Annotated in this window: 18 protein-coding genes; 10 read left to right on the top strand and 8 right to left on the bottom strand. The window is 69.0% G+C overall.

Annotated features, from left to right (window positions below; genetic code table 11):
* Positions 1 to 46: 46 nt before the first annotated feature.
* Positions 47 to 1522: an AAA family ATPase gene (locus tag ACEWX3_RS20335; protein WP_374157493.1), complete on the top strand. Its 1476-nt coding sequence runs from the start codon at positions 47 to 49 to the stop codon at positions 1520 to 1522.
* 31 nt (positions 1523 to 1553) lie between these two features.
* Here ACEWX3_RS20335 and ACEWX3_RS20330 read toward each other — a convergent pair whose 3' ends face one another.
* Entirely contained in the window at positions 1554 to 2057 is a 504-nt protein-coding gene (locus ACEWX3_RS20330; RefSeq protein ID WP_207068956.1) for a flavodoxin domain-containing protein, read from the bottom strand.
* Positions 2058 to 2076: 19 nt separating this feature from the next.
* Complete coding sequence (locus ACEWX3_RS20325; protein WP_207068955.1) at positions 2077 to 2841, bottom strand: universal stress protein; 765 nt, start codon at positions 2839 to 2841, stop codon at positions 2077 to 2079.
* Positions 2842 to 3061: 220 nt separating this feature from the next.
* On the opposite strand from ACEWX3_RS20325, the gene ACEWX3_RS20320 reads away from it, so the two are divergent.
* Entirely contained in the window at positions 3062 to 4900 is a 1839-nt protein-coding gene (locus ACEWX3_RS20320) for a pyruvate kinase (protein ID WP_374157492.1), read from the top strand.
* A gap of 7 nt (positions 4901 to 4907) precedes the next feature.
* On the opposite strand, the gene ACEWX3_RS20315 is transcribed toward ACEWX3_RS20320, so the two are convergent.
* Both ACEWX3_RS20315 and ACEWX3_RS20310 read right to left on the bottom strand, forming a co-directional pair.
* Positions 4908 to 5933: an alcohol dehydrogenase catalytic domain-containing protein gene (locus ACEWX3_RS20315; RefSeq protein WP_221348686.1), complete on the bottom strand. Its 1026-nt coding sequence runs from the start codon at positions 5931 to 5933 to the stop codon at positions 4908 to 4910.
* A 1-nt stretch (position 5934) separates the two neighbouring features.
* Positions 5935 to 7872, bottom strand: a complete 1938-nt coding sequence (locus ACEWX3_RS20310) for an NAD(P)/FAD-dependent oxidoreductase (RefSeq protein ID WP_207068953.1) — start codon at positions 7870 to 7872, stop codon at positions 5935 to 5937.
* A gap of 190 nt (positions 7873 to 8062) precedes the next feature.
* Here ACEWX3_RS20310 and ACEWX3_RS20305 point away from each other — a divergent pair, with 190 nt between their 5' ends.
* Entirely contained in the window at positions 8063 to 8653 is a 591-nt protein-coding gene (locus ACEWX3_RS20305; RefSeq protein WP_221348682.1) for a hypothetical protein, read from the top strand.
* Between the two features lie 52 nt (positions 8654 to 8705).
* Positions 8706 to 9440 (top strand): universal stress protein, encoded by a 735-nt coding sequence (locus ACEWX3_RS20300; RefSeq protein WP_374157491.1) that lies wholly within the window; start codon positions 8706 to 8708, stop codon positions 9438 to 9440.
* A 51-nt stretch (positions 9441 to 9491) separates the two neighbouring features.
* Here the strand turns inward: ACEWX3_RS20300 and ACEWX3_RS20295 are convergent, their stop codons facing one another.
* From ACEWX3_RS20295 to ppsA, 3 genes are all read right to left on the bottom strand, one after another.
* The gene (locus tag ACEWX3_RS20295) at positions 9492 to 10487 is read right to left on the bottom strand and encodes an NAD(P)H nitroreductase (protein ID WP_374157490.1); all 996 of its coding nucleotides are present in this window, start codon (positions 10485 to 10487) and stop codon (positions 9492 to 9494) included.
* Positions 10488 to 10594: 107 nt separating this feature from the next.
* Positions 10595 to 11515, bottom strand: a complete 921-nt coding sequence (locus ACEWX3_RS20290) for a universal stress protein (protein ID WP_221348676.1) — start codon at positions 11513 to 11515, stop codon at positions 10595 to 10597.
* Between the two features lie 142 nt (positions 11516 to 11657).
* Positions 11658 to 13964, bottom strand: a complete 2307-nt coding sequence (gene ppsA / locus ACEWX3_RS20285) for a phosphoenolpyruvate synthase (RefSeq protein WP_374157489.1) — start codon at positions 13962 to 13964, stop codon at positions 11658 to 11660.
* A gap of 188 nt (positions 13965 to 14152) precedes the next feature.
* Between ppsA and otsB the strand changes: the two genes are divergently transcribed.
* From otsB to ACEWX3_RS20260, 5 genes are all read left to right on the top strand, one after another.
* The gene (gene otsB / locus ACEWX3_RS20280; protein WP_374157488.1) at positions 14153 to 18139 is read left to right on the top strand and encodes a trehalose-phosphatase; all 3987 of its coding nucleotides are present in this window, start codon (positions 14153 to 14155) and stop codon (positions 18137 to 18139) included.
* 106 nt (positions 18140 to 18245) lie between these two features.
* Positions 18246 to 18680, top strand: coding sequence for a pyridoxamine 5'-phosphate oxidase family protein (locus ACEWX3_RS20275; protein WP_374157487.1), 435 nt, complete (start codon positions 18246 to 18248; stop codon positions 18678 to 18680).
* Between the two features lie 105 nt (positions 18681 to 18785).
* Positions 18786 to 20831 (top strand): erythromycin esterase family protein, encoded by a 2046-nt coding sequence (locus tag ACEWX3_RS20270; protein ID WP_374157486.1) that lies wholly within the window; start codon positions 18786 to 18788, stop codon positions 20829 to 20831.
* Between the two features lie 28 nt (positions 20832 to 20859).
* The gene (locus ACEWX3_RS20265) at positions 20860 to 21846 is read left to right on the top strand and encodes a 1-phosphofructokinase family hexose kinase (protein ID WP_374157485.1); all 987 of its coding nucleotides are present in this window, start codon (positions 20860 to 20862) and stop codon (positions 21844 to 21846) included.
* Positions 21847 to 22586: 740 nt separating this feature from the next.
* Entirely contained in the window at positions 22587 to 22940 is a 354-nt protein-coding gene (locus ACEWX3_RS20260; protein ID WP_374157484.1) for a Fe-S protein, read from the top strand.
* Here the strand turns inward: ACEWX3_RS20260 and ACEWX3_RS20255 are convergent, their stop codons facing one another.
* The gene (locus ACEWX3_RS20255; RefSeq protein WP_374157483.1) at positions 22941 to 23762 is read right to left on the bottom strand and encodes an SDR family NAD(P)-dependent oxidoreductase; all 822 of its coding nucleotides are present in this window, start codon (positions 23760 to 23762) and stop codon (positions 22941 to 22943) included.
* Between the two features lie 30 nt (positions 23763 to 23792).
* Here ACEWX3_RS20255 and ACEWX3_RS20250 point away from each other — a divergent pair, with 30 nt between their 5' ends.
* The gene (locus tag ACEWX3_RS20250) at positions 23793 to 24680 is read left to right on the top strand and encodes an alpha/beta fold hydrolase (RefSeq protein WP_374157482.1); all 888 of its coding nucleotides are present in this window, start codon (positions 23793 to 23795) and stop codon (positions 24678 to 24680) included.
* The last annotated feature ends 53 nt before the right edge of the window (positions 24681 to 24733 follow it).

Genomic DNA, 24733 nt, shown 5'->3' with positions numbered 1-24733 from the left:
CTTCCGGCCCTTTCGCCCGAACGCGTTTCGCGGCAGGGTGGCGCACATGACCGGCACGCCACCCTGGACCACGCCTGGAAACCTCAGCGCCGAGGTGCACGAGACGCACACCGGTCTGGTGGCGCTGATCGGTGACCGGGCCTACAAGACCAAGAAGGCTGTCGTCACCGACTTCCTCGATTTCAGCAGTGTGGCACGCCGCGAACAATCCTGCGCTCGTGAGGTCGAGCTCAACCGCAGACTGGCTCCGGACAGCTATCTGGGCATCGGCCGTTTCGACAGCCCGGAGGGGCCGTCCGAACCGGTCATCGTGATGCGGCGCTATCCCGAGGCCGCCCGCTTGGCCGTCCTCGTCCGCTCGGGCGTACCGGTGCACGCCGAACTCCGCGCCATCGCCGCCGTGCTGGCGCGATTTCACGCCACCGCCGAGCGTGGCGGGGCGGTCGACGCCGAGGCCACCGTGGCTGCGCTGACCGAGCGGTGGCAGGAGAATCTGACCGAACTACGGCGCCACGCCGGTGCCGTACTGGCCGAGGCGACACTGGCCGACGTCACCCGGCTGGCCACCCGCTTCCTGGCCGGCCGCGGCGGGCTCTACGCCTCGCGCATCGCCGGGCGCCGGGTCGTCGACGGCCACGGTGACCTGCTGGCCCAGGACATCTTCTGTATGCCCGAGGGTCCGGTCCTGCTCGACTGCCTCGAATTCGACGACCGCCTCCGGTATGTCGACGGGGTGGACGACGCCGCCTTCCTGGCCATGGATCTCGAATACCTGGGCCGGGCGGATCTCGGCGAGTTCTTTCTCGACGAATACCTGTGCAGCGCCGACGATCCGGCTCCGCGATCGCTGCGCGACTTCTGCGTCGCCTACCGCGCGGTGGTGCGGGCGAAGGTCGACTGCGTGCGGGTCACCCAGGGTCACCACGACGCCGCGGCCGACGCCCGCGCCCATCTGGACATCGCGCTGGCGCATCTGCAGCGGGCGACGGTACCGCTGGTGATCATCGGCGGCGGACCCGGAACCGGCAAGACCACACTGGCTCATGCGCTGGCCCCGCGCCTCGACGCCGTGGTGATCTCCACCGACGACGTGCGGCGTGAGCTGCGCGAAGCCGGCACCATCTCAGGTGCGGTCGGTGACCTGCACAGCGGGCTCTACGCACCACAGAACGTCACCGCGGTGTACGACGCAGTGCTGCGACGTGCGCACGCAGCACTCGGAACCGGACGGGCGGTCATCGTCGACGGTACGTGGCGCGACCGGCGGCACCGCGACCAGGCGCGGTCTGTCGGCGCCGAATGTCATTCGCCGGTAGTCGAATTCGCCTGCACAGTACCGATTTCTGAGGCTGTGCAGCGAATCTCGACGCGTACTGCGACCACCTCCGACGCCACCCCGGAAATCGCCACCGCGCTCGGCGAGGGTGAGCAGCGGTGGCCGGAAGCCCTGCCGGTCGACACGTCGGTGCCGGTGTCCGACACGGCGGCCGAGCTGGAGCGGGTGTGTCGGCTCGCCGGGTGAGGGGCACGTCCGATCGCCGAATGAGCCTTGGTCATCGTGCCTGCAGCTGCTCACACACCGAAGCCACCCACGATGCGACGTGCTCCGGGTCACGCCAGTCGCCGGCTCGGGTCTTGGCCATGGCGTGTGCCAGCAGCCCCCGAGCTCCCGGCTGCAACCGCCCGCCGAACGTCACCTGACCGCGGGCATCGACCAGCGCCGACAACCTGGCGATCTGCTTGGTGGGCGGAATCTTCTCGCGCGCAGCGGAATCGTCCAACGGTCCGCTGCACACCAGCCAGACCGGCAGCGTCTGCAGCACGGCTGCGTTGCGGCGCACGAAGCGACTCGCGTGGCGATGCCACCGGCTGTTGTACAGCGATCCCGCGACGATCACCGCGTCGATCTCGTAGAAGTCGGCCACCCCATCGGCCGGAGAGATGATCACACTGCACCCCTCGGCCTCCAGGGCATCGCCGATCATGTCCACCAAACCCGCCGTGCCGCCACGACGGGACGCGAACACGATCAGCACCCGCGGGCGCGACCCGGTCACGATTGCCGTTGGGGTGCCGTCATGACCGGACCACCAGGGCCGACGAGTGTGCGTGCCGAAACACCGGATGACCGTGCGGACCGACGATCTGGGCCAGTTCGTCGGTCCCGTCACTGCCGATCACCGCCAGCTGCACCCGCTCGTCGTGCTTTTTCAGGAAGTGCGCGATGTCCCCCTCGTCGGCGATCGGGTAGACGTGTACACCGGGGTAACGCTGCTGCCAGGTGGTCACCTGATCGTCACCCAACGCCAGCACCGGCGCATGACGCAATTCGGCTTCCTGCATGGCCCGCTCCACGACGACGGTGTGTTCGGGACGTCCGTCCAGCGTGACGACGATCCAGTCGATGTCGTGGTCTGCTTCGTCGTCCTGCGGCCGGATCACGGCGACCGGACACTGCGCATTCTCCGCGATCTCGGTCGCGGTGGAACCGAGGATCGAACGCGCATAGCGGTCGATCCCGACGGTGCCGACACAGATCAACTCGGCCTGCGCAGACCGCTCCACCAACGCGACCGCGGCTGGGCCGTCGACGAGGTCAGTCCGGACGTCCACCGCCTTGCCGGTCGCTTCGACGGCGGCACAGGCGGATTGCAGTGCTTCGCGTCCGCGATGGACGTCGGCGTTGTAGTCGTCGGTGCCCAGGTGCTTCGGCTTCGTCGCGTACAGCAGCTGCAGAGGCACTCCGCGAGCGAGCGCTTCGTCCACCGCCCACAGCGCGGCGTTCACTGCTGCGTCGGACCCGTCGATCCCCACGATCACCGGTGATGTCGTCGTCGTCATCATCCGCTCCCTGTCAGCTGCGTATTTCCGTTCACGCTATGACGATGGCGGGCAACGCCGTAGGGCCCTTCGTCACCTGTGGCACGTGGCGGCAGGGTTAACGTCGCTGCGGGGTTGGTGTTCACCGGCAGGTAACCGGCGGGCGTTAGGGTGCTGCGACGATGGAGGAGATCAGCGCTGGGGCAAGCCCGTGACCGCATACCGCCACACGCCTGCGCTCATGGCCGACGACACCCGCGCGGAACTGTTCGGGTTGCTCGACGGTATCGACGGCCTGCTGCAGCGGCTGGAGCAGGCGGGTGAGACCTGGTCGCACTGGATCGACGCCGTCGACGTAGATTACCGGGCGAGCGCGCGCAACCTCGCCCATTACTGGGCCATGCGTGGCGTGGATCTGCGGGACCTGCAGCAGCGGCTGGCCGCATTCGGGCTGTCGTCGCTGGGTCGCAGCGAGCCCCACGTGGAGGCGACGCTGCGGCTGGTGCGCTCGGCGGTGGCGGCCATGATCGAGGACAGCTGGTGTCCACCGCCGCCCTGTGCGGTCGGCGCCGAGGAGAGCCGGGCGGTGCTGGACCGTCGAACGGTCGAACTGCTCGGCGCGGCGCCACCCGGTCGCTCGACACGCATCATGGTGACGTTGCCGTCGGAAGCCGCCACGGATTCACAGCTGGTTCACCGCCTCGTGGAACGGGGGATGAACGTCGCCCGGATCAACTGTGCGCACGACGACCCCGAAGCCTGGCGGGCGATGGCGCGGCACGTGCGCGCGGCCGCCGAGCAGACGTCACGCAGCTGCCTGATCGCCATGGACCTCGCGGGTCCGAAGCTGCGCACCGGCCCGATTGCGCCCGGGCCGCGCGTGGTCAAACTGCGGCCCCACCGCGACGACCTCGGCCACGTCATGGCGCCCGCCCGCGCCTGGCTGACCTCCCAGTCGTCCCCGGCTCCACCCCCGGAGCCCGGAATGGTGACGCTGCCGGTCCCCACAGAGTGGCTCGCGCGCCGGACGGACACGGATGTCCTCGCGCTCTACGACACCCGCGGGGCGAAGCGCACCCTGTTGACGTCGCAGCGCGGTGTCGGCGGCATCGTCGTCAGCACCGACAAGACCTCCTATGTGGCCAGCGGGACGGTGTTGCGCGTCTACGGCGCCGACGATGCCGCCGAAGTCGGTCCGCTGCCGCAACACGAGCAGAGCCTGGTGCTGCGTCCGGGCGACACCCTGCGGCTCACCCGGGACTGCTCGCCGGTCTCGCCCGAGCCTGCGGGCACGCCGAGCATCGGGTGCACGCTGGCTGAGGTGTTCGATCACGCTCGGGTGGGCGAGAAGGTGTTCTTCGACGACGGCCGGATCGGCGGTGACGTGGTCGCTGTCGATCCCGACGTGGTGGAGGTGAGGATCGGGCGGGCGGCGCCGGAGGGCACGAAACTGCGTGCCGCCAAGGGCATCAACCTCCCCGATACCGCGCTGCCGGTGCCGGCGCTGACCGTTAAGGACATCGACGATCTGCGTACTGTCGCCGAGATCGCCGACGTCGTCCAGATGTCGTTCGTCCAACACCCGTCCGACGTGGTTCGGCTGCACGACGAGCTGGGACGGCTCGGGGGCGACGGGGTCGGTGTCGTCCTGAAGATCGAGACGCGCCGCGCCTTCGAGCGACTTCCGCACCTGCTCCTGACCGCGATGCGCCGTCCCCGGGTCGGGGTGATGATCGCGCGCGGTGACCTGGCCGTCGAGGTCGGCTACCAGCGGCTGGCCGAGGTGCAGGAGGAGACGCTGTGGTTGTGTGAGGCCGCCCATCTGCCGGTGATCTGGGCGACCCAGGTCCTCGATCAGATGTCCAAGAGCGGTCTGCCGTCCCGGGCCGAGATCAGCGACGCCGCGATGGGGGAGCGCGCCGAGTGCGTCATGCTGAACAAGGGGCCCCACATCGACGACGCCGTGGAGGTGCTCGACGACATCCTCACGCGGATGGCCGACCACCACTACAAGAAGACCGCCCTGCTGTCTCAGCTGCACTCGTGGTACCGCGATCCAGCCACCGCCGACGTGCCGTGAGCTCCCCTCAGGGTTCCAGGCGGATCTTGAGATGGTCGTCGGCGCGAGCCAGGGCGGCGGCGTAGGCCTGCGGTGCTGAGGCCAGCGGCATTGCCGCAGTGAAAATCCCGTCTACGCAGAGCCGGCCCGACTGCAGCAGCGGGATCAGCTCGGGCCAGGTCTGCTGGACCGGTGCGGTGGTCATCCGCAAGGTCAGGCTGCGCAGCAGGCACATCAGTGCAGGCAACGGGTAGGGCGTCAGGTCGTGGACGCCGATCACCGAGACCGTGCCGCCGGTGCGGACACAGGACAGGGCGTCGTCGAGGGAGCCGTCGGTGCCCACGGCGTCGATCACGCTGTGGGCGCCGAGTCCGTCGGTGGCCTCGAGGACGGCGTGCGCGCCAGGAGGGGCGACCGCGTGCCCACCTGCCACGGTCGCCTGCTGGCATCGCCAGGCGACCGGGTCGACCACGAAAACACGTGCGGCACCCAGCGCATAGCTGCTGCGCAGCGCGCACTGACCGACCGCACCCGCTCCGATGACCGCCACCGTCCCGCCGATCGGGATGTCGGCGCGCTTGGCGCCGGCCCATCCGGTGGCCAGGTTGTCGGTCAACAACAGGGCCTGATCAACGGTGATGCCGTCCGGCATCGCCAACAGCTGGAAGTCGGCGTCGGGTACCGCGAGCAGATCCGACTGCGCGCCACCCAGCAGGCCCGACCCGAAGATCTGCGGACCCCGCACACAGGCCACCGGATCCCTGGTCCGGCAGCCCGCACAGCGGCCGCAGCCGGCGACCGAGGACACCAGGACGCGGTCCCCGGGCCTGAAAGACTGGACTGCCGAGCCGGTTTCGACCACCACGCCGATCGCCTCGTGGCCCAGTGCCACGGGTTCGGTGACCGGATAGTGCCCCTCCAGGAAATGCAGGTCCGAACCGCAGATGGCGGTCGCGGTGACCTCGACGACGGCGCCGTCGGGCCCGGGAAGCGCGGGGTCGGGGCGCTGCTCGACGCTGACTCGACCGGACCCGTCGACCACCACCGACCGCACGTCAGACCGTCTCGTCGGCGCGGACGTGGAATTGGGACCAGTCCGGGTTCTGGAGGAACGCGCGGTACTCGCACAGTCGCCAGGGGCTGACCGTGTGGATCTCGCCGTCGGCATTCTTGAAGTAGGAGTGCGCGATCGACGGGTGGGCCCACACCGTTTTGGCGATCTGCTCCTGAGTGCGCCGGTGCCACTCCTCGGTGGGCCCGGGCAGCGGCTCCATCGCGCGCGCCCCAGCCCCGATCAGGTGCTCGAGACAGGAGTTGATGTAGGCCATCTGCAGTTCGGAGTGCATGATGAGGCTTCCGCCGTGCGCCAGATGGGTCCCGGGCCCGTACATCATGAACAGGTTCGGGAACTCGGGCACGGTGACGCCGAGGTAGGCGTAGGGCCGCCGACCCCATTCGGCGTGCAGATCGGCGCCGTCGCGGCCGGTGATGGTCAGGGGGGCCAGCAGTTCGGTGGCGCGGAACCCGGTGGCGTAGACGATGACGTCGGCGTCGTGTGCCTCACCGTCGACGGTCACCACACCGCTCGGCGTGATCCGCTCGATCGGGGTGCGCACCAGACGCACGTCGGGCCGCTTGAGCGTGGTCAGCCAACTCCCGTTGTCCTGCAGCGTGCGTTTTCCGGTGGCCGGGTAGTCGGGCAGAACCCGGGCCAGTAGGTCCGCGTCGTCACCGACCTGGCTGGTGATCCACTCGGTGAACATCATCCGCGCCAGGGCATTGACCTCGCTGACCGCGTTGGCCTGGTCGGGGTAGTCCGGATCGACGCGTGCCGCGTCCAGCCCCTTGTCCGCGCCGGGCCACAACAGCAGGAAGCGGTACCAGCGGGCGTAGAACGGGAGATGGTCCATCGCCCATCTCGCGCCGTCGGGCACCCGGTCGTGGTACATCGGGTTCGGGAACATCCACTGGGCGGTCCGTTGGAAGACGTCGAGGTGGGCGACCTGCTCGGCGATCGCCGGCGCGATCTGGAAGCCGCTGGCCCCCGCCCCCACCAGGGCGACCCGTTTGCCGGTCAGGTCGACCTCGTGGTCCCAGCGGGCCGAGTGAAAAGACGGCCCGCCGAACGTGTCCCGGCCCGGCAGGTCCGGCAGCTGGGGTCGGTTGAGTTGTCCGACCGCGGTGATGACCGCGTTGGCGGTCTGCGTCCGGGTCCCGTCGGCGGTGCGCACCGTGAGCGTCCAGACTGCCTTGTCGTCGTCCCAGACCGCGGAGACGACCTCGGTGTTCCACTGGACGTGTGGCTCCAGCTCGTGACGGCGCATCACGTCGTCGAAATAGGCCGCGAGCTCGGGTTGCTCGGCGAAGAAGTGCTCCCAGTGGTTGCTGGGTTCGAAGCTGTAGCAGTAGAGGTGGTTGGCCACATCGACGCGAGCGCCGGGATAGCTGTTCTCCCACCATGTTCCGCCCGGGCCGCCGTTTTTCTCCAGGATCACGAATGGAATCCCGGCCTGGCGGAGACGGATCCCAGCGAGGAGGCCGGATTCGCCGCACCCGATGACGGCGACGCGGAAATCCTGCGTGTGGGCGGGGTCCAGCGCCGCGGGTCGGCGCGGGTCGGCGGCGTCGAGGTCGAGTTCCTCGAGAACCAGCGCCAGGTTGTCCTCGTCCACCGGTTCGGCGGCCGCCCAGTCCAGCATCTCCTTGACCAGCGCAGCCGGCAGGGGTTCCGGGACTGGGCAGCCGCGGTCGCGATACTGCACGATCGCCGGCAGGGCGGCCGCGCGAGCCCGGGCCTTGTCCTCCTCGCTCATGAAGCCCTGGATCTCGTTGAGGAACAGGCCGGCCTGCGCGAAGTCGCGGACGAAGCTCGGGTCACCGGTCAGATGCACCATCGACAGCAACAGGGTGGGAATGCTGACCTCCTCCAATGCCGCGGCGATCTCGCTCGTCGGCGTGGAGAAGGGGCGTGCGGAGTGAAACGACCTCGTCACGGGCGACCTCTCAATATTTCGCTACGAAAAGTAGCGTAACGGGAGCGGGTGGTGCGGCTCAAGACCCGGACCATCGGCCCGCCGCGGGGGGACCTTTGCCCCTGTGCCCGCGACCGGAGGCCGATGAGAATCGAACACGATCATCCGGATCGTCACCACGGTCCCGGTCTACCTGTACACGGAGTCGGCAATGCAGACCTTCACGCTCGGATTCGGCGTCTGGTTTCAGCGACTGGTCGCCCGAAACCCCCTGGTGCGCAGCAGCGACCGCGTCGAGACCATCGCTGTGCTGCTGATCGTCGCGCTGGCCGTCCTGGCCATCCCGGTGGCGGGCGCTGCCGGAACCGCGCTGCACGACGATCTGGCGCGGCAGTTCGCCGCTCAGCGCAGCGAGCGCACCGAACTGCGGGCGACAGCGGTCAGCGACAGCACATCCGTCTCCCAGGCTTCCGGGACATCCTTTCGTACCCGGATCCAGTGGCAGTTCGTAGGCATCACCCGCACCGACTCGGTCCGAACTGCCGAGCTGCATGCCGGCGACCCCGTCGACATCTGGGTCGACAGAGACGGTCAACGGGTGCCTGCGCCGCTGACCGACGACGAAGCGGTGAGCCAGGCCGTGGTGGCAGCGCTCACGGGGTGGTTGACGGTCGCGGGAACCGGCGTCGGAGCCTGGGCGCTGCTGCGCCACCGACTCGACCGGGCCCGGTACACCGAGTGGGACCGCGCGCTCGACGACCTGGCCGGCAACGACGACGGCCGAACCAATCGGGCCGGTTAGGAGAAGTGCTGTGCCGGCCTGGACATCAGTGACGCCGCCACGCGGTCCTGTAGTGGTCGGTGTCGACGGGTCGCGCTCGGCGCTCAACGCGGTGACCTGGGCAGTCGCCGAAGCCGTGGACCGCGACGTGCCGCTGCGGATCGTGCACGCGCTCGCCGCGGAGCCCGAATCCCGACCCGGGGACATCGCCGTCGTTTCGGCCGTCCTCGCCCGAGCCGAAGACGCCGCGCACCAGGCGGACGATTCAGTGTCCACGGAGGTGGTGACGTTGCCGGGCCGCGCGGGTGACGTGCTGGTCTGCGAGTCGCGGCGGGCGTCGCTGATCTGTGTCGGGTCCCACCCCCGGCCCTGCGACGAGTCAGCACTGTTCAGTCCGACCGTGGCGCGGCTGGCGCAGCGGGCCGCCTGCCCCGTGGCGATCATTCGCAGCCGGCGGGACGGCACGCCCCAGACCGACGGTGTGATCACTGTGGTGCTGTCCGACGAGCCCGCCAACGACGACGTCGTGCGGGCCGCGATGCACGAGGGCAGATTGCGCGGCGCCACCGTGCGCCAGATCGACCAGCGGACCGACAGCTGGGTTCGCCGATATCCCGACGTGCACGTCGAGATCGTCACCGACGCCGCAGGATTGCGGTCCCACGTTGACAACACCGAGTCCGACCCGCGGATCGGACTGGCGGTGGTGGGCCCGGCCGACACCGAGGCGTTGGGGTCGCTGACGATCCCCAACAGCCACCCCATCCACGGATTTCCCGACTGCTCGGTGCTGGTCGTCCGAGGCTGAGTAGGCCTCTGAGCGAGTCTCGAGCTGTGCGGATCTCGACCTGAGCGGGGCTCACGCGGTGAACTCGAGCACTTCGTCGAGCGGGCGCCGTGGCGTGGCCGGCCCGGGATCGTCGACACCCGGGGCGAGCCCGACCCGGATCAGCACCTGCGGGGCGGCGTGCCGGTCCACCAGCGTCGTCACGATCTGCCGGCTCGCCGGCACCTCGGTGATGTGGGTCAGCGTGCAGGTCGCCATCCCGGCCATCGTTGCGTCCAGCAGTGTCGCGGACAGCGCCTCGCCGCAGCGCAGCATCGCCTCGCGGTTGTCGTCATAGGTCGACAACACCAACACCTTGGCGTGGTCGGTGGCCACCTCGACTCGCCGGTCACCGGAAGAGACCTTCGGGAAATCCTGCCGGCCGAGTTCGACGCGTTCGTTCTCGGCGGCCGAGATCAGCGCGGCCACCGGAATGCCCTCGCTGACACCGACATCGGTCGTCCAGCCGACCAGCTCAGCGTGATAGGGCGAATCGTAGAGGCGAAGCTCCTCGGTCATCCGCGACGCCTCGGCCAGCTGCGGGCGGAACTCGTCGGCGATGACATCGACGCGCACCCACACCGAGTTCGCGGTGTCGGTCAGCCGCTGCAGGAACGACTGCCAGTCCGGCGGTGTCGCGAACGGCAGTCGATCGGTGCGGCGCTGCCGGATCGCCTCGGCGCGACGGCGGTGACCGTCGGTGACGAAGTCCATCGGGCTGAAGCTCAGCGACGCCAGATGCTCGGGATTGTTGGGGTTGGGAAATCGCTCCACATGGGCTCGCCATCCGGCGGCGGCCATCGCGACGCGGAGGTGGTCGAGTACCGCCCCGCAGCTGATCAGCGCCTCCCGTCCGGTGGTGTCCGTGTGCCGGGGCGCGCGGTCCGGATCGAGGAACAGGTGCACGGCCTGGCCGTCGACACCGTCGACGATGAACCGCCACGGCTGGCTGTTGTGCAGCGACGGCGCGCGGCACGCCAGCTCCACGGCATCCGAGATGACCTCGGTGTCCACGACGGCAAAACCCATGTCGACCTCCTCGACTCACTACCAGTGTGACCCGGAGCAGCAGTCGGTGACCAGGGCCAATGGTCCCCAGCGGAAGGTCTGGGTGATCTGCGTCGTCGAGGTGGCGACTACGAGTCGGGTGCGCCGCGGACCACCACCACCGGCGCCGGTGAGAACTCGACCACCGCGGTGGACACCGAGCCCAGCAGCATGCCGGCGATACCGCCCCGGCCACGACTCCCGACGACCACCAACTGCGCGTTCTTCGACTCGTCGATGAGCCAGCGCGCGGGCCGGTCGCACACCAGGTGGCGACGGACCTCGACGTCGGGGTAGGTCTCCTGCCAGCCCGCCAGGCGTTCGGCCAGAAGCTCGTGGCCCTGGTCCTCGTGGGCTGCCCAGTCGGCTCCCAGTGTGCCGAAGACGCCGAGATCACACCAGGCGTGCAACGCGACCAGCGGTACCCCGCGGCGGGAGGCCGCATCGAACGCGAACGCCGTGGCCGTCTCCGACGCCGGTGACCCGTCGACACCCAGCAGGACTGGCCGCGCCCCGTCCTCACGGCCTCGGGCCGGACCCGCCTTGATCACCGCGACCGGGCAGTGCGCGTGCTGCAGCAGGCTTCGGCTGACCGAGCCCAGCACCGCGCCGCCGATCGGGCCCAACCCGCGGTTGCCCACCACCACGAGCGACGAATCCGCCGACGCCGCAGCCAGTTCGGGCACGATGCCGTCGTGGCTGATATGAGCGCGGACACGGGGCGGTTCGGCGTCACCGAGGGCGGCGTGCAGTGCCTGCTGTGCCCGCTCGATGACCGTCTGGGCATTGGTGTCCTGCCACTCGGCGTAGGCGTACTCCAGGGACTGGATGGGCCAGGTGACCACCATCGGCGAGATCACGTGCATCAGCGTGATCGCCGTGGCGCGCAGCACCGCCTCTTCTGCCGCCCACGCGACCGCGGCCAGCGACTCGTCGGAGCCGTCGACGCCGACGAGGATCCCGTGTCCGGCCGAGAGCTTCGTCGCGCTCGACGTCGTGTCCGGTGCCATGCTCAACTCCTGTGCAGCGGGGCAGGCGAACGCGCCGACAGCTACGAGCGAGTCGGCAAGCGGCGGGCACCCTCCCTGGCCACACTGTATCCCGTTGACGAACCTGCAAACACGGCATTACGGGAATCTCGGGCGAGCGCGCTCAGCGAACGGACTCGAGCAGCACCCTGCGTTCGGCGGCCGCGATGACCCGCCGGGTGGTGCCCGCCGCGTCCGGGTTCACCGACACCGACGTGATCCCCATCCGCACCAGGTGCTCGGCGAACGCGGGATTGGTCGAGGGTGCCTGACCACACAGCGACGACGTGATCCCCATTCTGCGCGCGGTGCCGACGATCTGACCGATGGCGTCGAGCACCGCGGCGTCGGACTCGTCGAACAACTCGGCGCACACATCGGAGTCGCGGTCCACGCCGAGCACCAGCTGGGTCAGGTCATTGCTGCCGATGGACACCCCGTCGACACCCATTCCGATGTACTCGGGCAGCCAGTGCACGACGGAGGGGACCTCAGCCATCACCCAGCGGTGCAGCCCCCGCTGCCGGCCCAACGGGCTGGCGTCGACCAGCGACAGACATTCCTCCAACTCCCAGCGGGTGCGCACGAACGGGATCATCAAGGTGACGTTCGGCGACTGCTCGCGCACCCGCGCCAGGGCCTCCAGTTCGAGGGCGAACAGGTCGGGTTCCTTGACGTAGCGGTAGCACCCGCGGTAACCGATCATCGGATTGTGTTCGACAGGCTCGTACACCTCGCCGCCGGCCAGGCCGCGGAACTCGTTGCTGCGGAAGTCGGTCGCCCGGTAGACCACCGGCCGCGGCGCGAAGGCCGCGGCGATCCGTCCGACGGAGGCGACCATCTTGTCGACGAGCTGGCCCTGTTCGCCATGGGCGATGAGGTCGCGCGGGTGGCGTCCGCCGAGCGCCTCGGTCAGCATGAATTCCGCGCGGAGCAGACCGACGCCGTCGACATCCTGTGCCGCAACGGTTTCAGCGGTCTCGGGCATGGCCAGGTTGACGTACACCCGGGTGCCGGTGGCCGGCGATGACGGCGCCGCTGCGGCGCCGTCCGCCGACATCGGGCCGCGCGCGGTCACCGAAACCGTCGGCGCCTCGACCACTCCTGAGACCACCTCGCCGCGTGCTCCGTTCACTGTGACCACGGTGCTGTCGTGCAGGTCGCGGGTGGCGGTGCGGGCGCCCACCACACAGGGGACCCCCAGTTCGCGGGCCACGATGGCGGCGTGACAGGTCATCCCGCCGGTGTCGGTCACCAGCGCCGCGGCCCGCCGAATGGTGGGCAACCAGTCCGGGTTGGTCATCTGCGCGACCAGGATCTCGCCTTCCTGCAACCGATGTCCCTCATCGGGCGATTGCAGCACCCGCACCTTGCCCGATGCCGTGCCGGGTGCTGCGGCCAGGCCCCGGGCCAGCACGATGTGCTCCTCGGTGGCCGGTGGTGCGGTGTGGCCCAACGTCGTGATGGGCCGGGCCTGGACCAGGTAGGTGCGCCCCGCGGAGATCGCCCACTCGGTGTCCTGCGGGCAGCCGTTGTGCCGCTCGGCCGCGACGGCCAACTCGGCGATCGCGCGCAGTTCCGACTCGTCGAGAACACGCGAGTCGGCGGTGGCGTCGTCGAGGTCGACGTTGGCGTCGTGCCCGTCGCCACCCCGGACGATCTTGAAAGCCTTGTGGCCGATACGGATGTCGAGCGGCGCGAGCGTTTCTTTGGCGACGATGTAGGTGTCGGGCTCGACCTCGCCGGAGACCACCACCTCGCCCAGCCCGTAGGCACCCTCGATCACCACCCGGTCGCGGGCACCGGTGCTCGGGTCTGCGGTGAAGGCGACACCGGCCTTCTCGGAGTTCACCATCTGCTGCACGACCACCGCCATCGCGGGGTCGGCGGTGAAGCCACGGGTGGCGCGGTAGGTGATGACCCTGGGGCTGAACAGCGACATCCAGCAGCGGTTCACGGCCTCGAGCAGATTTTCCTCGCCGGCCACGTTGGTGATGGTGGCGTTCATCCCCGCGAACGACGCGTCCGCACCGTCCTCACCGGTGGCCGACGAGCGCACCGCCACGACGACCTCACCGCCGGCGGATGCCCCGAGCTCGCGGTACGCCTCGAGAACCAGCTCGCGAACCGCGTCGTCGACACCGGCTTTCTGCACCAGGCTCTGCATCTGTTCGCAGAGCTGATTCAGCCGGCCGGTGTCCGATCCGGTGTCGAGTGCCTCACGGTGCAACGCACTGAGGTCGGCGGCCACGCCACCGGAGCTCATGGAGTCCCGGTAGCAGTCCCGCAGCAACACGAACCCGGGCGGCACCGGGAGCCCGGCGGCGACGAGTTCACCCATGTTCGCACCCTTGCCGCCGGCCTCTTCGGCGTCGTCGATCGTCAGCGCCGAGATGTCGCGGACGTAAGCGTCTTTGCTTCGAATGTCCATGGCTTCACCCTGTTCCTCGGCGTGGGTCCGGCGTACCGTCAGAGGACCACAGCGTGCCCGCCGAAGGTCCCCGTTGCCCAGGGCACAAGGTCCCTGTTCGGTGCCCGGTGGGTACGAGTGACTTCTGTCCCTTTCGTTTTCCGGCCCGCCTCGGTGGTATTGGACGGCGGAAGCAGAGGAGGACAGCAATGAAGCTGCCGGTCTTCGTGGACTCGCGCTATCACGACGCGGTGATCTTCGATGTCGAGGGTGTCGTGGCGGACACCGCAGCGCTGCACACGGCAGCGTGGAAGGCGACGCTCAACGACTTCCTGGCGCGCAGGGCCGTCGCCGAGGGCGCACCGCCTGCGATGTTCACCGACGCCGACTACCACAAATACCTGGGGCACCGCTCGGAGGCTGCAGGTGTCACCGACTTCCTTGTCACACAGGGTATCTCTCTGCCGACGGGTCAGCCCGGTGATCACGCCGAGGGGACCGTGTGGGCGCTGGTGAACCGGACGTCGCAGTTGTGTGCGGACATGCTCGCCGACGGAGTGCGCGTGTTCGAGTCGACGGTCGAATTCGTGCACCAGCTGCAGGCAGCGGGCATCGCCACGGCCGTGTTCGCCTCACGGTGCGACTGCGCCCGCATCCTTGACGCCGCCGGACTCTCGGATCTGTTCGCCGTCCGCGTGGACGGACCCGCCACGCGGGAAACGGCGGCCGGGGCGCCCATCCGGACCGACACCCTGCAACGCATCCTGCACGACGCCGCGGACCGGCTGGCGGTCAGTCCGCGACGCTGCGTCGTCATCGGCGACACCGCCGCGGGCGTCACCGCTGGACGCGACGGTGGCTTCGGTCTGGTCATCGGAGTGGACCGCGACGGCGATGCCGACGAACTGAGCCGCTGCGGCGCCGACGTCGTGGTCGGTGATCTGGTGGCGCTGACGGTGCGCGACAGCCATCAACGGGTGTCGGATCTGCCCGACGCCCTCGAGTCCTACACCGACATCGCGCCGCTGGCCGAAACGCGCAGGCCGGTGGTGCTGCTGGACTTCGACGGAACGGTGTCCGACATCGTCGCCGATCCGAATGCCGCAACGCTGTTGCCCGGCGCGGGCGACACACTGGCCGCGCTGGCTGCGCACTGTCCCGTCGCCGTGGTGAGCGGCCGCAGCCTGGCCGACATCCGGCAGCGCATCGGGGTGCCCGGACTGTGGTACGCCGGCAGCCACGGCTTCGAACTGGTGTCCCCGGACGGCGCCCACCACCAGAACGAGGCCGGGCTCCAGGCCGTCGATCTTCTGCAGAGCGCCGTCGCGGCGCTGCACGAGCGGCTGGACGGTATCGACGGCGTGCTGATCGAGGACAAGCGGTTCTCCGTGGCGGTGCACTATCGCAACGTCGACGACGACCGGGTCGACGAGGTGATCGCCACCGTGCGCATCATCGGCCAACGTGACGGCCTGCGGGTCACCGGAGGGCGCAAGGTCGTCGAACTGCGACCCGACGTCGATTGGGACAAGGGCAGGACCGTGAACTGGATCCTGGCTCAGATCGACGGCGCCGATCTGCAGTTGCCCATCTACCTGGGCGACGACCTGACCGACGAGGACGCCTTCGACGCGATCCGGCAGAAAGGTGTCGGGATCGCCGTGCGCAGTGCCGAATCGGGTGACCGGCGGACCGCGGCGCGGTTCGCCCTCGAGGATCCCGACGCGGTGTGCCGCTTCCTGACCCGTCTCGCCGAGCAGCTGGCCAGCGCGCAGGACAGCACCAACGATCCGTGGACGTTGATCTTCGGTGGTTATCAGCGCGATGACGAGAGACTGCGTGAAGCGCTGTGCACGATGGGCAACGGATACATGGCGGTACGGGGTGCGGCGCCCGAGTGCGCCGCCGGCGAATTCCACTATCCGGCCACCTACGTCGCCGGTGTCTACAACCGGCTCACCGATGAGATCGCCGGTGTCACCATCGACAACGAAAGCCTGGTCAACCTGCCGAACTGGCTGCCGGTGCAGTTCCGGATCGACGGCGGACCCTGGTTCGACATCGACAGCGCCGACATCTCGGCGTATCGGGCCACCGTGGATCTGCGCCGTGCGACATTCACCCGCGAATTCGTGTGGCGTGATCCGCAGGGGCGCGCCACCCTGGTCACACAGCGGCGGTTGGTCGCCATGCACCAACCGCACGTGGCTGCGCTGGAAACCACTCTGCAGGCCCAGAACTGGGCCGGCCGGGTCGAGATGCGCTCGACCGTCGACGGTGACGTCACCAACAGCGGCGTGGAACGCTACCGCCAGCTCGCGTCTCGGCATCTGAGGATTCTCGACGTGCACACCCTGTCGGACGACGCGGTGGCGCTGGCTGCCGAGACCGTCGAGTCCACGATTCAGATCGCCGTGGCGGTGCGGCATACGGTTCGCCACGCAGTGCACGGTGCCACCGCGCCGGTCACCCAGATCACGCCGGTCGTCGAGGACCGGCGGGCGGGCCATGACGTGGTGGCCGACCTCGGCCAGGGTGGGGCGGTGACTCTGGAGAAGGTCGCGGCGGTGTTCACCAGCCGCGATCACGCGATCTCGGGACCGGCGGTCGCCGCCGAACGGGAGCTGCGCCGCACCGGCGACTTCGCCGAGATCGAACGGGGACACCGGCTGGCCTGGGCGCACCTGTGGGAGCGGTTCAGCATCGACATGGGCCACGACCCCGACCTGTTGCGCCTCATCCGGCTGCACCAGCTGCACCTGCTCAACACGGTGTCCCCGCACACCGCAGACCTCGACGTGGGGGTGCCCGCCCGGGGGCTGCACGGGGAGGCCTACCGCGGCCACGTGTTCTGGGACGAGTTGTTCGTCTTCCCGGTGACGAATCTGCGGCTGCCGAAGGTGACCCGCGCGCTGTTGATGTACCGCTTCCGGCGGCTGCCGGAAGCGCGGCGTGCGGCGGCAGAAGCGGGATACGCCGGCGCCATGTATCCCTGGCAGTCGGGCAGCGACGGTCGCGAGGAAAGCCAACGCCTGCACCTGAATCCGCGGTCAGGGCGCTGGAATCCCGACGCGAGCGCCCGCGCCCACCACATCGGCCTCGCGATCGGCTTCAATGTCTGGCAGCACTACCAGGTCACCGGTGACATCGGGTTCCTGATCGACTACGGCGCCGAGATGCTCGCCGACATCGCCCGGTTCTGGGTCAGCCTGGCCGAATTCGACACCGCCCGCGACCGGTATGTGATCAAGGGCGTCATCGGACCCGACGAGTTCCATTCCGGCTACCCCGGCCGCGACTACGACGGCGTCGACAACAACGCCTACACCAATGTGATGGCGGTGTGGGTGATCGTGCGGGCGCTCGAGGCGCTGGACCGGATGCCGATGTACTACCGCTTGGCGCTGCTGGAGTCGCTGGGAGTCGACGACGAAGAGTTGGTGCGGTGGGAAGACGTCAGCCGCCGCATGTACGTCCCGTTCCACGACGGTGTGATCAGCCAGTTCGAAGGCTACGCCGACCTCCAGGAACTCGACTGGGACGGCTACCGTGCCCGCTACGACAACCTGCAGCGGCTCGACCGGATCCTGGAGGCGGAGGACGACAGCGTCAACAGGTACAAGGCGGCCAAACAGGCCGACGTGCTGATGCTGTTCTACCTGCTCTCGGCTGACGAACTCTACGAACTGTTCGACCGTCTGGGGTATCGATTCACCCCCGAGCAGATCCCGAGAACCATCGACTACTACCACCGGCGAACCTCGCACGGCTCGACACTGAGCAACGTCGTGCATGCCTGGGTGATGGCCCGAGGCAACCGCCACCAGGCCATGGAGTACTTCGCGCAGGCGCTGGCATCCGACATCGTCGACATCCAGCGCGGCACAACGGCGGAAGGCATCCACCTCGCCGCGATGGCCGGCAGCATCGACCTGCTGCAGCGATGCTTCACCGGCCTGGAGATCCGATCCGACCGCATCGTCATCGGTCCGCTGTGGCCCAAATCCCTTGGTCCGCTGGAGTTCACCTTCCGCTATCGCGGACACCGGCTGCGGCTGCAGGTGGCCGGACGCGGCGCCACCCTGCGCGCCGAGCCCGGTGACGCCGCACCGGTGACCGTGGAATGCCGCGGCGAGATCCAGGTGCTCGACGCGGGCGCCGCGGTGTCCTTCAGCGGAGCGGCCCCACCGCCCTGATGCCCTGCAGGAAATGACCGTGAAGGGTGACGGCGCAGAAAGTGACGGCGCAGAAAGTGACTTTGTGCCACATCGGGTCACGTGGCCGGCGGGTTATCGTCAGCTCATGACCGATGACGTTCACCCGATCTCCATCATGTCGGAGACCGAATGCTGGAATCACATGGCCGGAGTGAGCCTGGGCCGACTCGTCACCAGTGTCGACGGGCAACCCGAGATCTTCCCGGTCAACTTCGCCGTGCAGGGCCGCAGCATCCTGTTCCGTACTGCCGAGGGCACCAAGCTGATCAGTACCGCGATCAACAACCACGTGCTGTTCGAGGTGGACGACCACACCGTCGTCACCGGCTGGAGCGTCATCGTCAAGGGTGTGGCGCGCTCGCTGCGCAGCGACGAGGACATCGCCGAGGCCGAACGCGCGCAGCTGCTGCCGTGGACGTCGACGGACAAGCCGCATTTCGTGCGGATCAAGCCGCTGAGTGTCACCGGGAGGCGGTTCGCGTTCGGCTCGGAACCGAATCGGGCGACCAGCACGGTCTGACCTGTGCCGCCACGGGTAGGGACCTCGGTCCCTACCGGCGTCGGCCCCGGTGTAGTGCGATGAGGAGAGCAAGGCGCCGCGTCCACCGGTGAACGGAGTACCTCGATGACCACAGCGAGACGGGCATCCCACACCCCGAAACGGCAGATCTACCGGAATCGACGGGAAGCAGGACGGGTGCTCGCCGGCCTGCTCGGCGCCTACCGCGGGCGGGAGGGCGTCATCGTTCTCGGGCTGGCCCGCGGCGGCGTGCCGGTGGCCTGGGAGGTGGCCGCGTCACTCGGCGCCCCGCTGGACGCCTTCATCGTGCGCAAACTCGGTGCGCCCGGGCATGAGGAGTTCGCGGTCGGTGCGCTGGCCAGCGGCGGCCGGGTCGTCGTCAACGACGACGTGGTACGGGCTTTGCGTGTGACGCCCCAACAGTTGCGCGAGGCGGCCGAACGCGAGGGTCGCGAACTGCAGCGTCGCGAAGCGGCTTACCGCGGCGGGCGCGCACCGTTGGAGTTGGCCGGCCGCACGGTGATCCTGGTCGACGACGGGCTCGCCACCGGCGCCAGCATGTTCGCGGCGGTCCAGGCGCTGCGCGACATGTCGCCCGCCGAGATCGTCGTGGCAGTACCCGCCGCGCCGGAGTCGACATGCCGCGAATTCGCCGGCCTGGTCGACGATGTCGTGTGTGCGTCGATGCCCACCCCGTTCCTCGCGGTGGGGGAGTCGTTCTGGGATTTCACCCAGGTCAGTGACGACGAGGTGCGCCAGCTGCTGGCCACGCCGACGGTGGGCATCGCGACCGCGAGGATCCGCATCGCCGAGACACCCGCCGAGGTTGTCGAGCGGTGCGCCGTCGACGCGCCCGCCGGAGTGCCACCTGCCGAAGCGCTCGAGGAGATCATCGGTGACGCGCGCGTCGTGCTGATCGGCGAGAGTTCGCATGGCACAGCCGAGTTCTACCGGGCACGGGCGGAGATCACGAAGTGGCTGATCGAGGAGAAGGATTTCTGCGCGGTGGCCGCCGAGGCCGACTGGCCGGACGCCTATCGGGTCAACCGCTACGTGCGGGGCCTCGGACACGACGCCTCGCCCGAGGAGGCGTTGCGCGGGTTCGAGCGCTTTCCGGCATGGATGTGGCGAAACACGGTGGTGCGCGACTTCGTGGACTGGCTGCACGCGCACAACTCCCGGCAGCGAGGGGAGGGCCGACGCCAGACGGGTTTCTACGGACTCGACCTCTACAGCCTGCACCGGTCGATGCGTGAGGTGATCGACTATCTGGACACCATGGACCCGGTCGCGGCGGCGCGGGCCAGACAACGCTACGCGTGCTTCGATCACACCAGCGCCGACGACGGTCAGACCTACGGCTACGCCGCAGCGTTCGGTGCGGGCCTGTCCTGCGAGCGAGAAGCGATCGAGCAATTGGTCGAGCTCCAACGCAACGCTGTGGAATATGCCCGCCGAGACGGCCTGCTCGCCGAAGACGAGTTGTTCTATGCCCAGCAGAACGCCCAGACCGTGCGCAATGCCGAGGGCTACTACCGCGCGATGTTCGGCGCCCGCGTCACGTCCTGGAATCTGCGCGACCGCCATATGGCCCAGACCCTCGACGCGCTGCTGGCCCACCTCGACCGTCATCAGGATGCCCCGCCGGCACGAATTGTTGTGTGGGCGCACAACTCCCACGTCGGAGACGCTCGAGCGACCGAGGTGGGGGCCGACGGCCAGCTCACACTGGGTCAACTCGCCCGTGAGCACCACGGTTCGGCGGTCCGGCTGATCGGTTTCACGACCTATACGGGCACGGTGACTGCCGCCAGCCGGTGGGGCGGGATCGCCGAACGAAAAATCGTGCGTCCCGCGCTCAACGGCAGCGTCGAGGAGCTGTTCCACGAGGTCGAGCGGTCGGAGTTCCTCATCTCGCCCATGCTCAGCCGCGCCGCCGCCGAACCGCTCGACGTGGTGCGGCTGGGCCGCGCGATCGGGGTCATCTACCTCCCCGACACCGAACGGCAGAGCCACTACTACCACGTTCGTCCGGGCGAGCAGTTCGACGCGCTCATCCATCTGGACCGGACGACGGCGCTGGAGCCGCTGGAAGCCGGCAGCGTGTGGAGCGCCGGGGAAACCTCCGAGACCTATCCGACCGGTCTGTGACGCACGTGAGCAAAGGAAACGAGGTCTCATGAGCCGGTCTCCGCTGACCGTCCGCGCGTCGATCGTCACGCTGACGATGAACCCGGCTCTGGACGTCACCGCCGACGCCGAGGAGGTGCGCCACACCAGCAAGATCCGTTGCGGCGACGAGCGCTACGACGCGGGTGGGGGCGGGGTCAACGTCGCGCGCTTCGTGCACGCACTGGGCGGTTCGGTGGCGGCGGTGTTCTCGGCAGGCGGATTGACCGGCTCACGCCTGATCGATCTGGTCGACGAGGCCGGTGTGCCCAACATCCCTGTGCCCGTTGCCGGGTCGACACGGGAGAGCTTCACGGTCAACGAGCGCAGCACCGGCAAGCAGTACCGGTTCGTGCTGCCGGGGCCCCGGCTGACCGCCGACGAGCAGAAGCGTTGCCTGGACGTGCTGCGCGCGACCGCCGCCACGGCGCAGTACATCGTGGCCAGTGGCAGTCTGCCGCCCGGGGTTGCCCCCGACTTCTATGCCCGTGTCGCCGACGTCTGCGCCGGGTCGGGCTGTCGGTTGATCCTGGACACCTCCGGCGGCGGGCTCAGCCACGTCACGTCCGGGGTGCATCTGCTCAAGCCCAGTGTGCGCGAGCTACGCGAGTGTATGGGGCGGGCGCTGTCGACCGAAGGCGATCAGGTGGCCGCCGCGCGGGAACTCGTTCACCGCGGCCTCGCCCAGGCGGTGGTCGTGTCACTGGGTCCGGACGGAGCACTGCTGGTGACCGACGACGACAGTCACCGGTTCCCGGCGCTTCCGGTGCAGGTGGTCAGCGGCGTGGGCGCCGGCGATGCGATGGTCGCCGGCATCACCGTGGCCCTGAGCCGGGGATGGTCACTGACCGAGGCGGTGCGGTACGGCATCGCCGCGTCGGCCGCAAAACTGCTGACGCCGGGCACGTCGTGCTTCACCGCGGCCGATGTCGACCGATTCTTCGGACGCGTGGCGGGACCCGCCAGTGCCGTGCGCGTGACGGCTCTGGCTGACTGAAGAACGAACAGCGCCGACCGGACGACAGCGCCGACCGGACGACCGCGCCGACCGGACGACCGCGCCGACCGGACGACCGCGCCGACCGGACGACGGCGCCGACCGAAGGTCCAGTGCGGCCCCGAGGGCAGTGCTGCCCCGAAAGCGGTGAAGCCGGCAGCCCGTAGGGGCCACCGGCTTCGGTGTGTGGGATCGCCACGTCAGCGATGAAGGTCCTCGTGGCGCTGTGCGATCGCGAGCAGCTCGTCGCGAACCGTGGATTCCGGCAGGGCGTAGATCCGCGCGTAGAGCCGTCGCCGGTTCACGGCACGCTTCACGTCTGCGCGAAACTGACCGAAGGACATGTCTATTCACTCCTGTGCTGGTTTCCGGATAGCGGAAACATGTTTGCTGTCTGGCGCCCTCCAGTTGAGGATCACCCAATGGAGGAACGCCAAGATCGTCCTTGTTAATTCTGCGTAAATCAACTTTCCAGGTGTGATTTTGGCGACAGAAGCGCATGAACTGCGCCTCTGGAGGGGCGCCGACGCCGTCGTTGTGATCCGGGTGACACCGCGGGCTCCACGCTCGAGTGGGTTTGCTGGGCGACGCGGCTTCGCTGCGTTGGGCCACCACGCATCTGCGGATCACCTCGCCCGCCGACGGGGTGATCTGCGACGGCCGCGCCACAGCCCGACCGCACCGTGACCGAAGTAGTGCGATGAGCCGTTCGTGCCACGGTGCTGCGGTACGCTCACGCCATGGAGGTACTACGGTCTGTAGTTGTCCTGTTGCACATCGTCGGTTTCGCGATCACCTTCGGCGCTTGGGTCGCCGAAGCCGCGGCGGGCAGATTCCGCACCACCAGGGTGATGGACTACGGCTTGCTCGTGTCGTTGGTCACCGGGCTCGCGCTGGCAGCCCCGTGGCCGGCCGGAATCGAGCTGAACTATCCGAAGATCGGGGTGAAGCTGGTGATCCTGGTGGTCATCGGCGGACTGCTGGGCATGGGCAACGCCAAACAGCGGCGCACCGGCGAGGCGGTGCCGCGCGGAGTGTTCGCCGCCGTGGGGGTGTTGACGTTGGCCGCGGCCGCTGTCGCGGTGCTGTGGTGATCACTGTTCGCCCAACCCCAGGAGTTCGGTGACCTGGTGGTCGCGTCCGGCCGTGTAACCGCCGTCGACCGCGATCGCCTGGCCGCTGACGAAACTCGCGTCCCCCGACACCAGGAATGCCGCTAACGCCGCCACCTCCTCGGGTCGGCCGAACCGCCGCAGCTTGTGTTCGTGTCGGAGGCCCTCGCGTGGCCCGTCCATCCCTGGCAGACCCATGACCGATTCGAACAGTGGCGTCTCGATGAAGCCGGGGCAGATGGCGTTGACCCGGATTCCGCTGGGGCCGTAGTCGATCGCGGCGTTCTTCGTCAGCAGCACGACGCCGCCCTTGGAGGCGTTGTAGGCGCTGCCGCCCGCGGTGCCCTCGAGTCCCTCGACGCTGGCCAGCGTGACGATGGAGCCACGCTCGCCGTCGACTCTGCTCTGGTTCAGCATCTGTGCGAGGGCCGCGCGCATCACGACGAACGTGCCCTTCAGGTTGATGTCGACGACCCGGTCCCACTCGTCGTCGCCCAGCAGGTGCATCGGTCCGCCTCCGCCCACCCCGGCCGAATGGACCACGGCGTCGAGGCGACCGGCGGCGTCGACCACCGCGCGCACCGCGTCCTCGACGGTGGCGGCGTCGAGGACATCGCCGCGCCGGTAGCGTCCTTCAGCGAGGTGCGGCGGCGCCTCACCGGCCACATCGACACCGACGACGTCGGCGCCCTCGGCGGCGAGCCGGGCCACGGTGGCTGCGCCGATACCCGAGGCTGCGCCGGTCACGAGCACACCCTTGCCGCGAAGTCCGTTCACGCCTCGCAGTATGGCCCACCCGATCATCGGGTGCGGCCGGGTTCATACCATCGACAGATGGGGTCTCCACCGTCGCCGCACGTGCCGTTCACGACCCACGGGCACAAGGGTGTGCGCATCGCCGCCGACCGGCACGGCGACCCGGCCGCCCGGGCGGTGGTGTTCCTGCACGGGGGAGGACAGACCCGGCGGTCCTGGGGCCGGGCGGCCGGCGCGGTGGCCGAACGCGGATGGCAGGCGGTCACCGTCGACCTGCGCGGACACGGCGAGTCCGACTGGGCCGCCGACGGTGACTATCGGGTGGCCAGTTTCGCCGCCGACGTCCGGGAGATCCTCGAGCAGTTGCCGCCGCATCCCGTCCTGGTCGGCGCCTCCCTCGGCGGGCTGACCTCGATGCTGTTGGCCGGTGAACTCTGCCGCGGAATCGCCTCGGCCGTGGTGCTGGTCGACATCGTGCCCGACATGGATCCCTCGGGCGCGGAACGGATCCATGCGTTCATGGCCGACAAGATGGTCGACGGTTTCGGGTCCCTCGGCGAGGTGGCCGACATGATCGCCGAGTTCAACCCCCACCGGCCGCGGCCGACCGACCTCGACGGCCTGCGAAACAACCTGCGCCGACGGGGCGGTCGCTGGTATTGGCATTGGGATCCACGGTTCATCGACGGTACGGCGGCGCATCCGCCGCGCGAGGTGGAGGACACCGACCGCCTGCACCGCGCGGTCGCGGCGATCCTGGCCGACGCGGTGCCGATGCTGCTGGTGCGCGGGCAGGTCAGCGACCTCGTCAGCCGAGATCGCGCCGACGACTTCCTGGTCCGGTTTCCGCAGGTCGAGTTCGTCGACGTGGAAGGAGCAGGACACATGGTGGCGGGGGACCGCAACGACCTGTTCGCCGATGCCGTGCTGGCCTTCCTCGACCGCCACCGCCCACCGGAGAGGTGACCTCCGGCGACGCCGCGGCGCTAGGGTGTGACCGGAGCCACACCCGCGGCCGC

Origin of the sequence: Mycobacterium sp. G7A2, assembly GCF_041902445.1 — a bacterium.
Lineage (GTDB): Bacteria > Actinomycetota > Actinomycetes > Mycobacteriales > Mycobacteriaceae > Mycobacterium.
The sequence above is the reverse complement of the archived record's forward strand: the minus strand, read 5'-3'. Positions and strand labels throughout refer to the sequence as shown.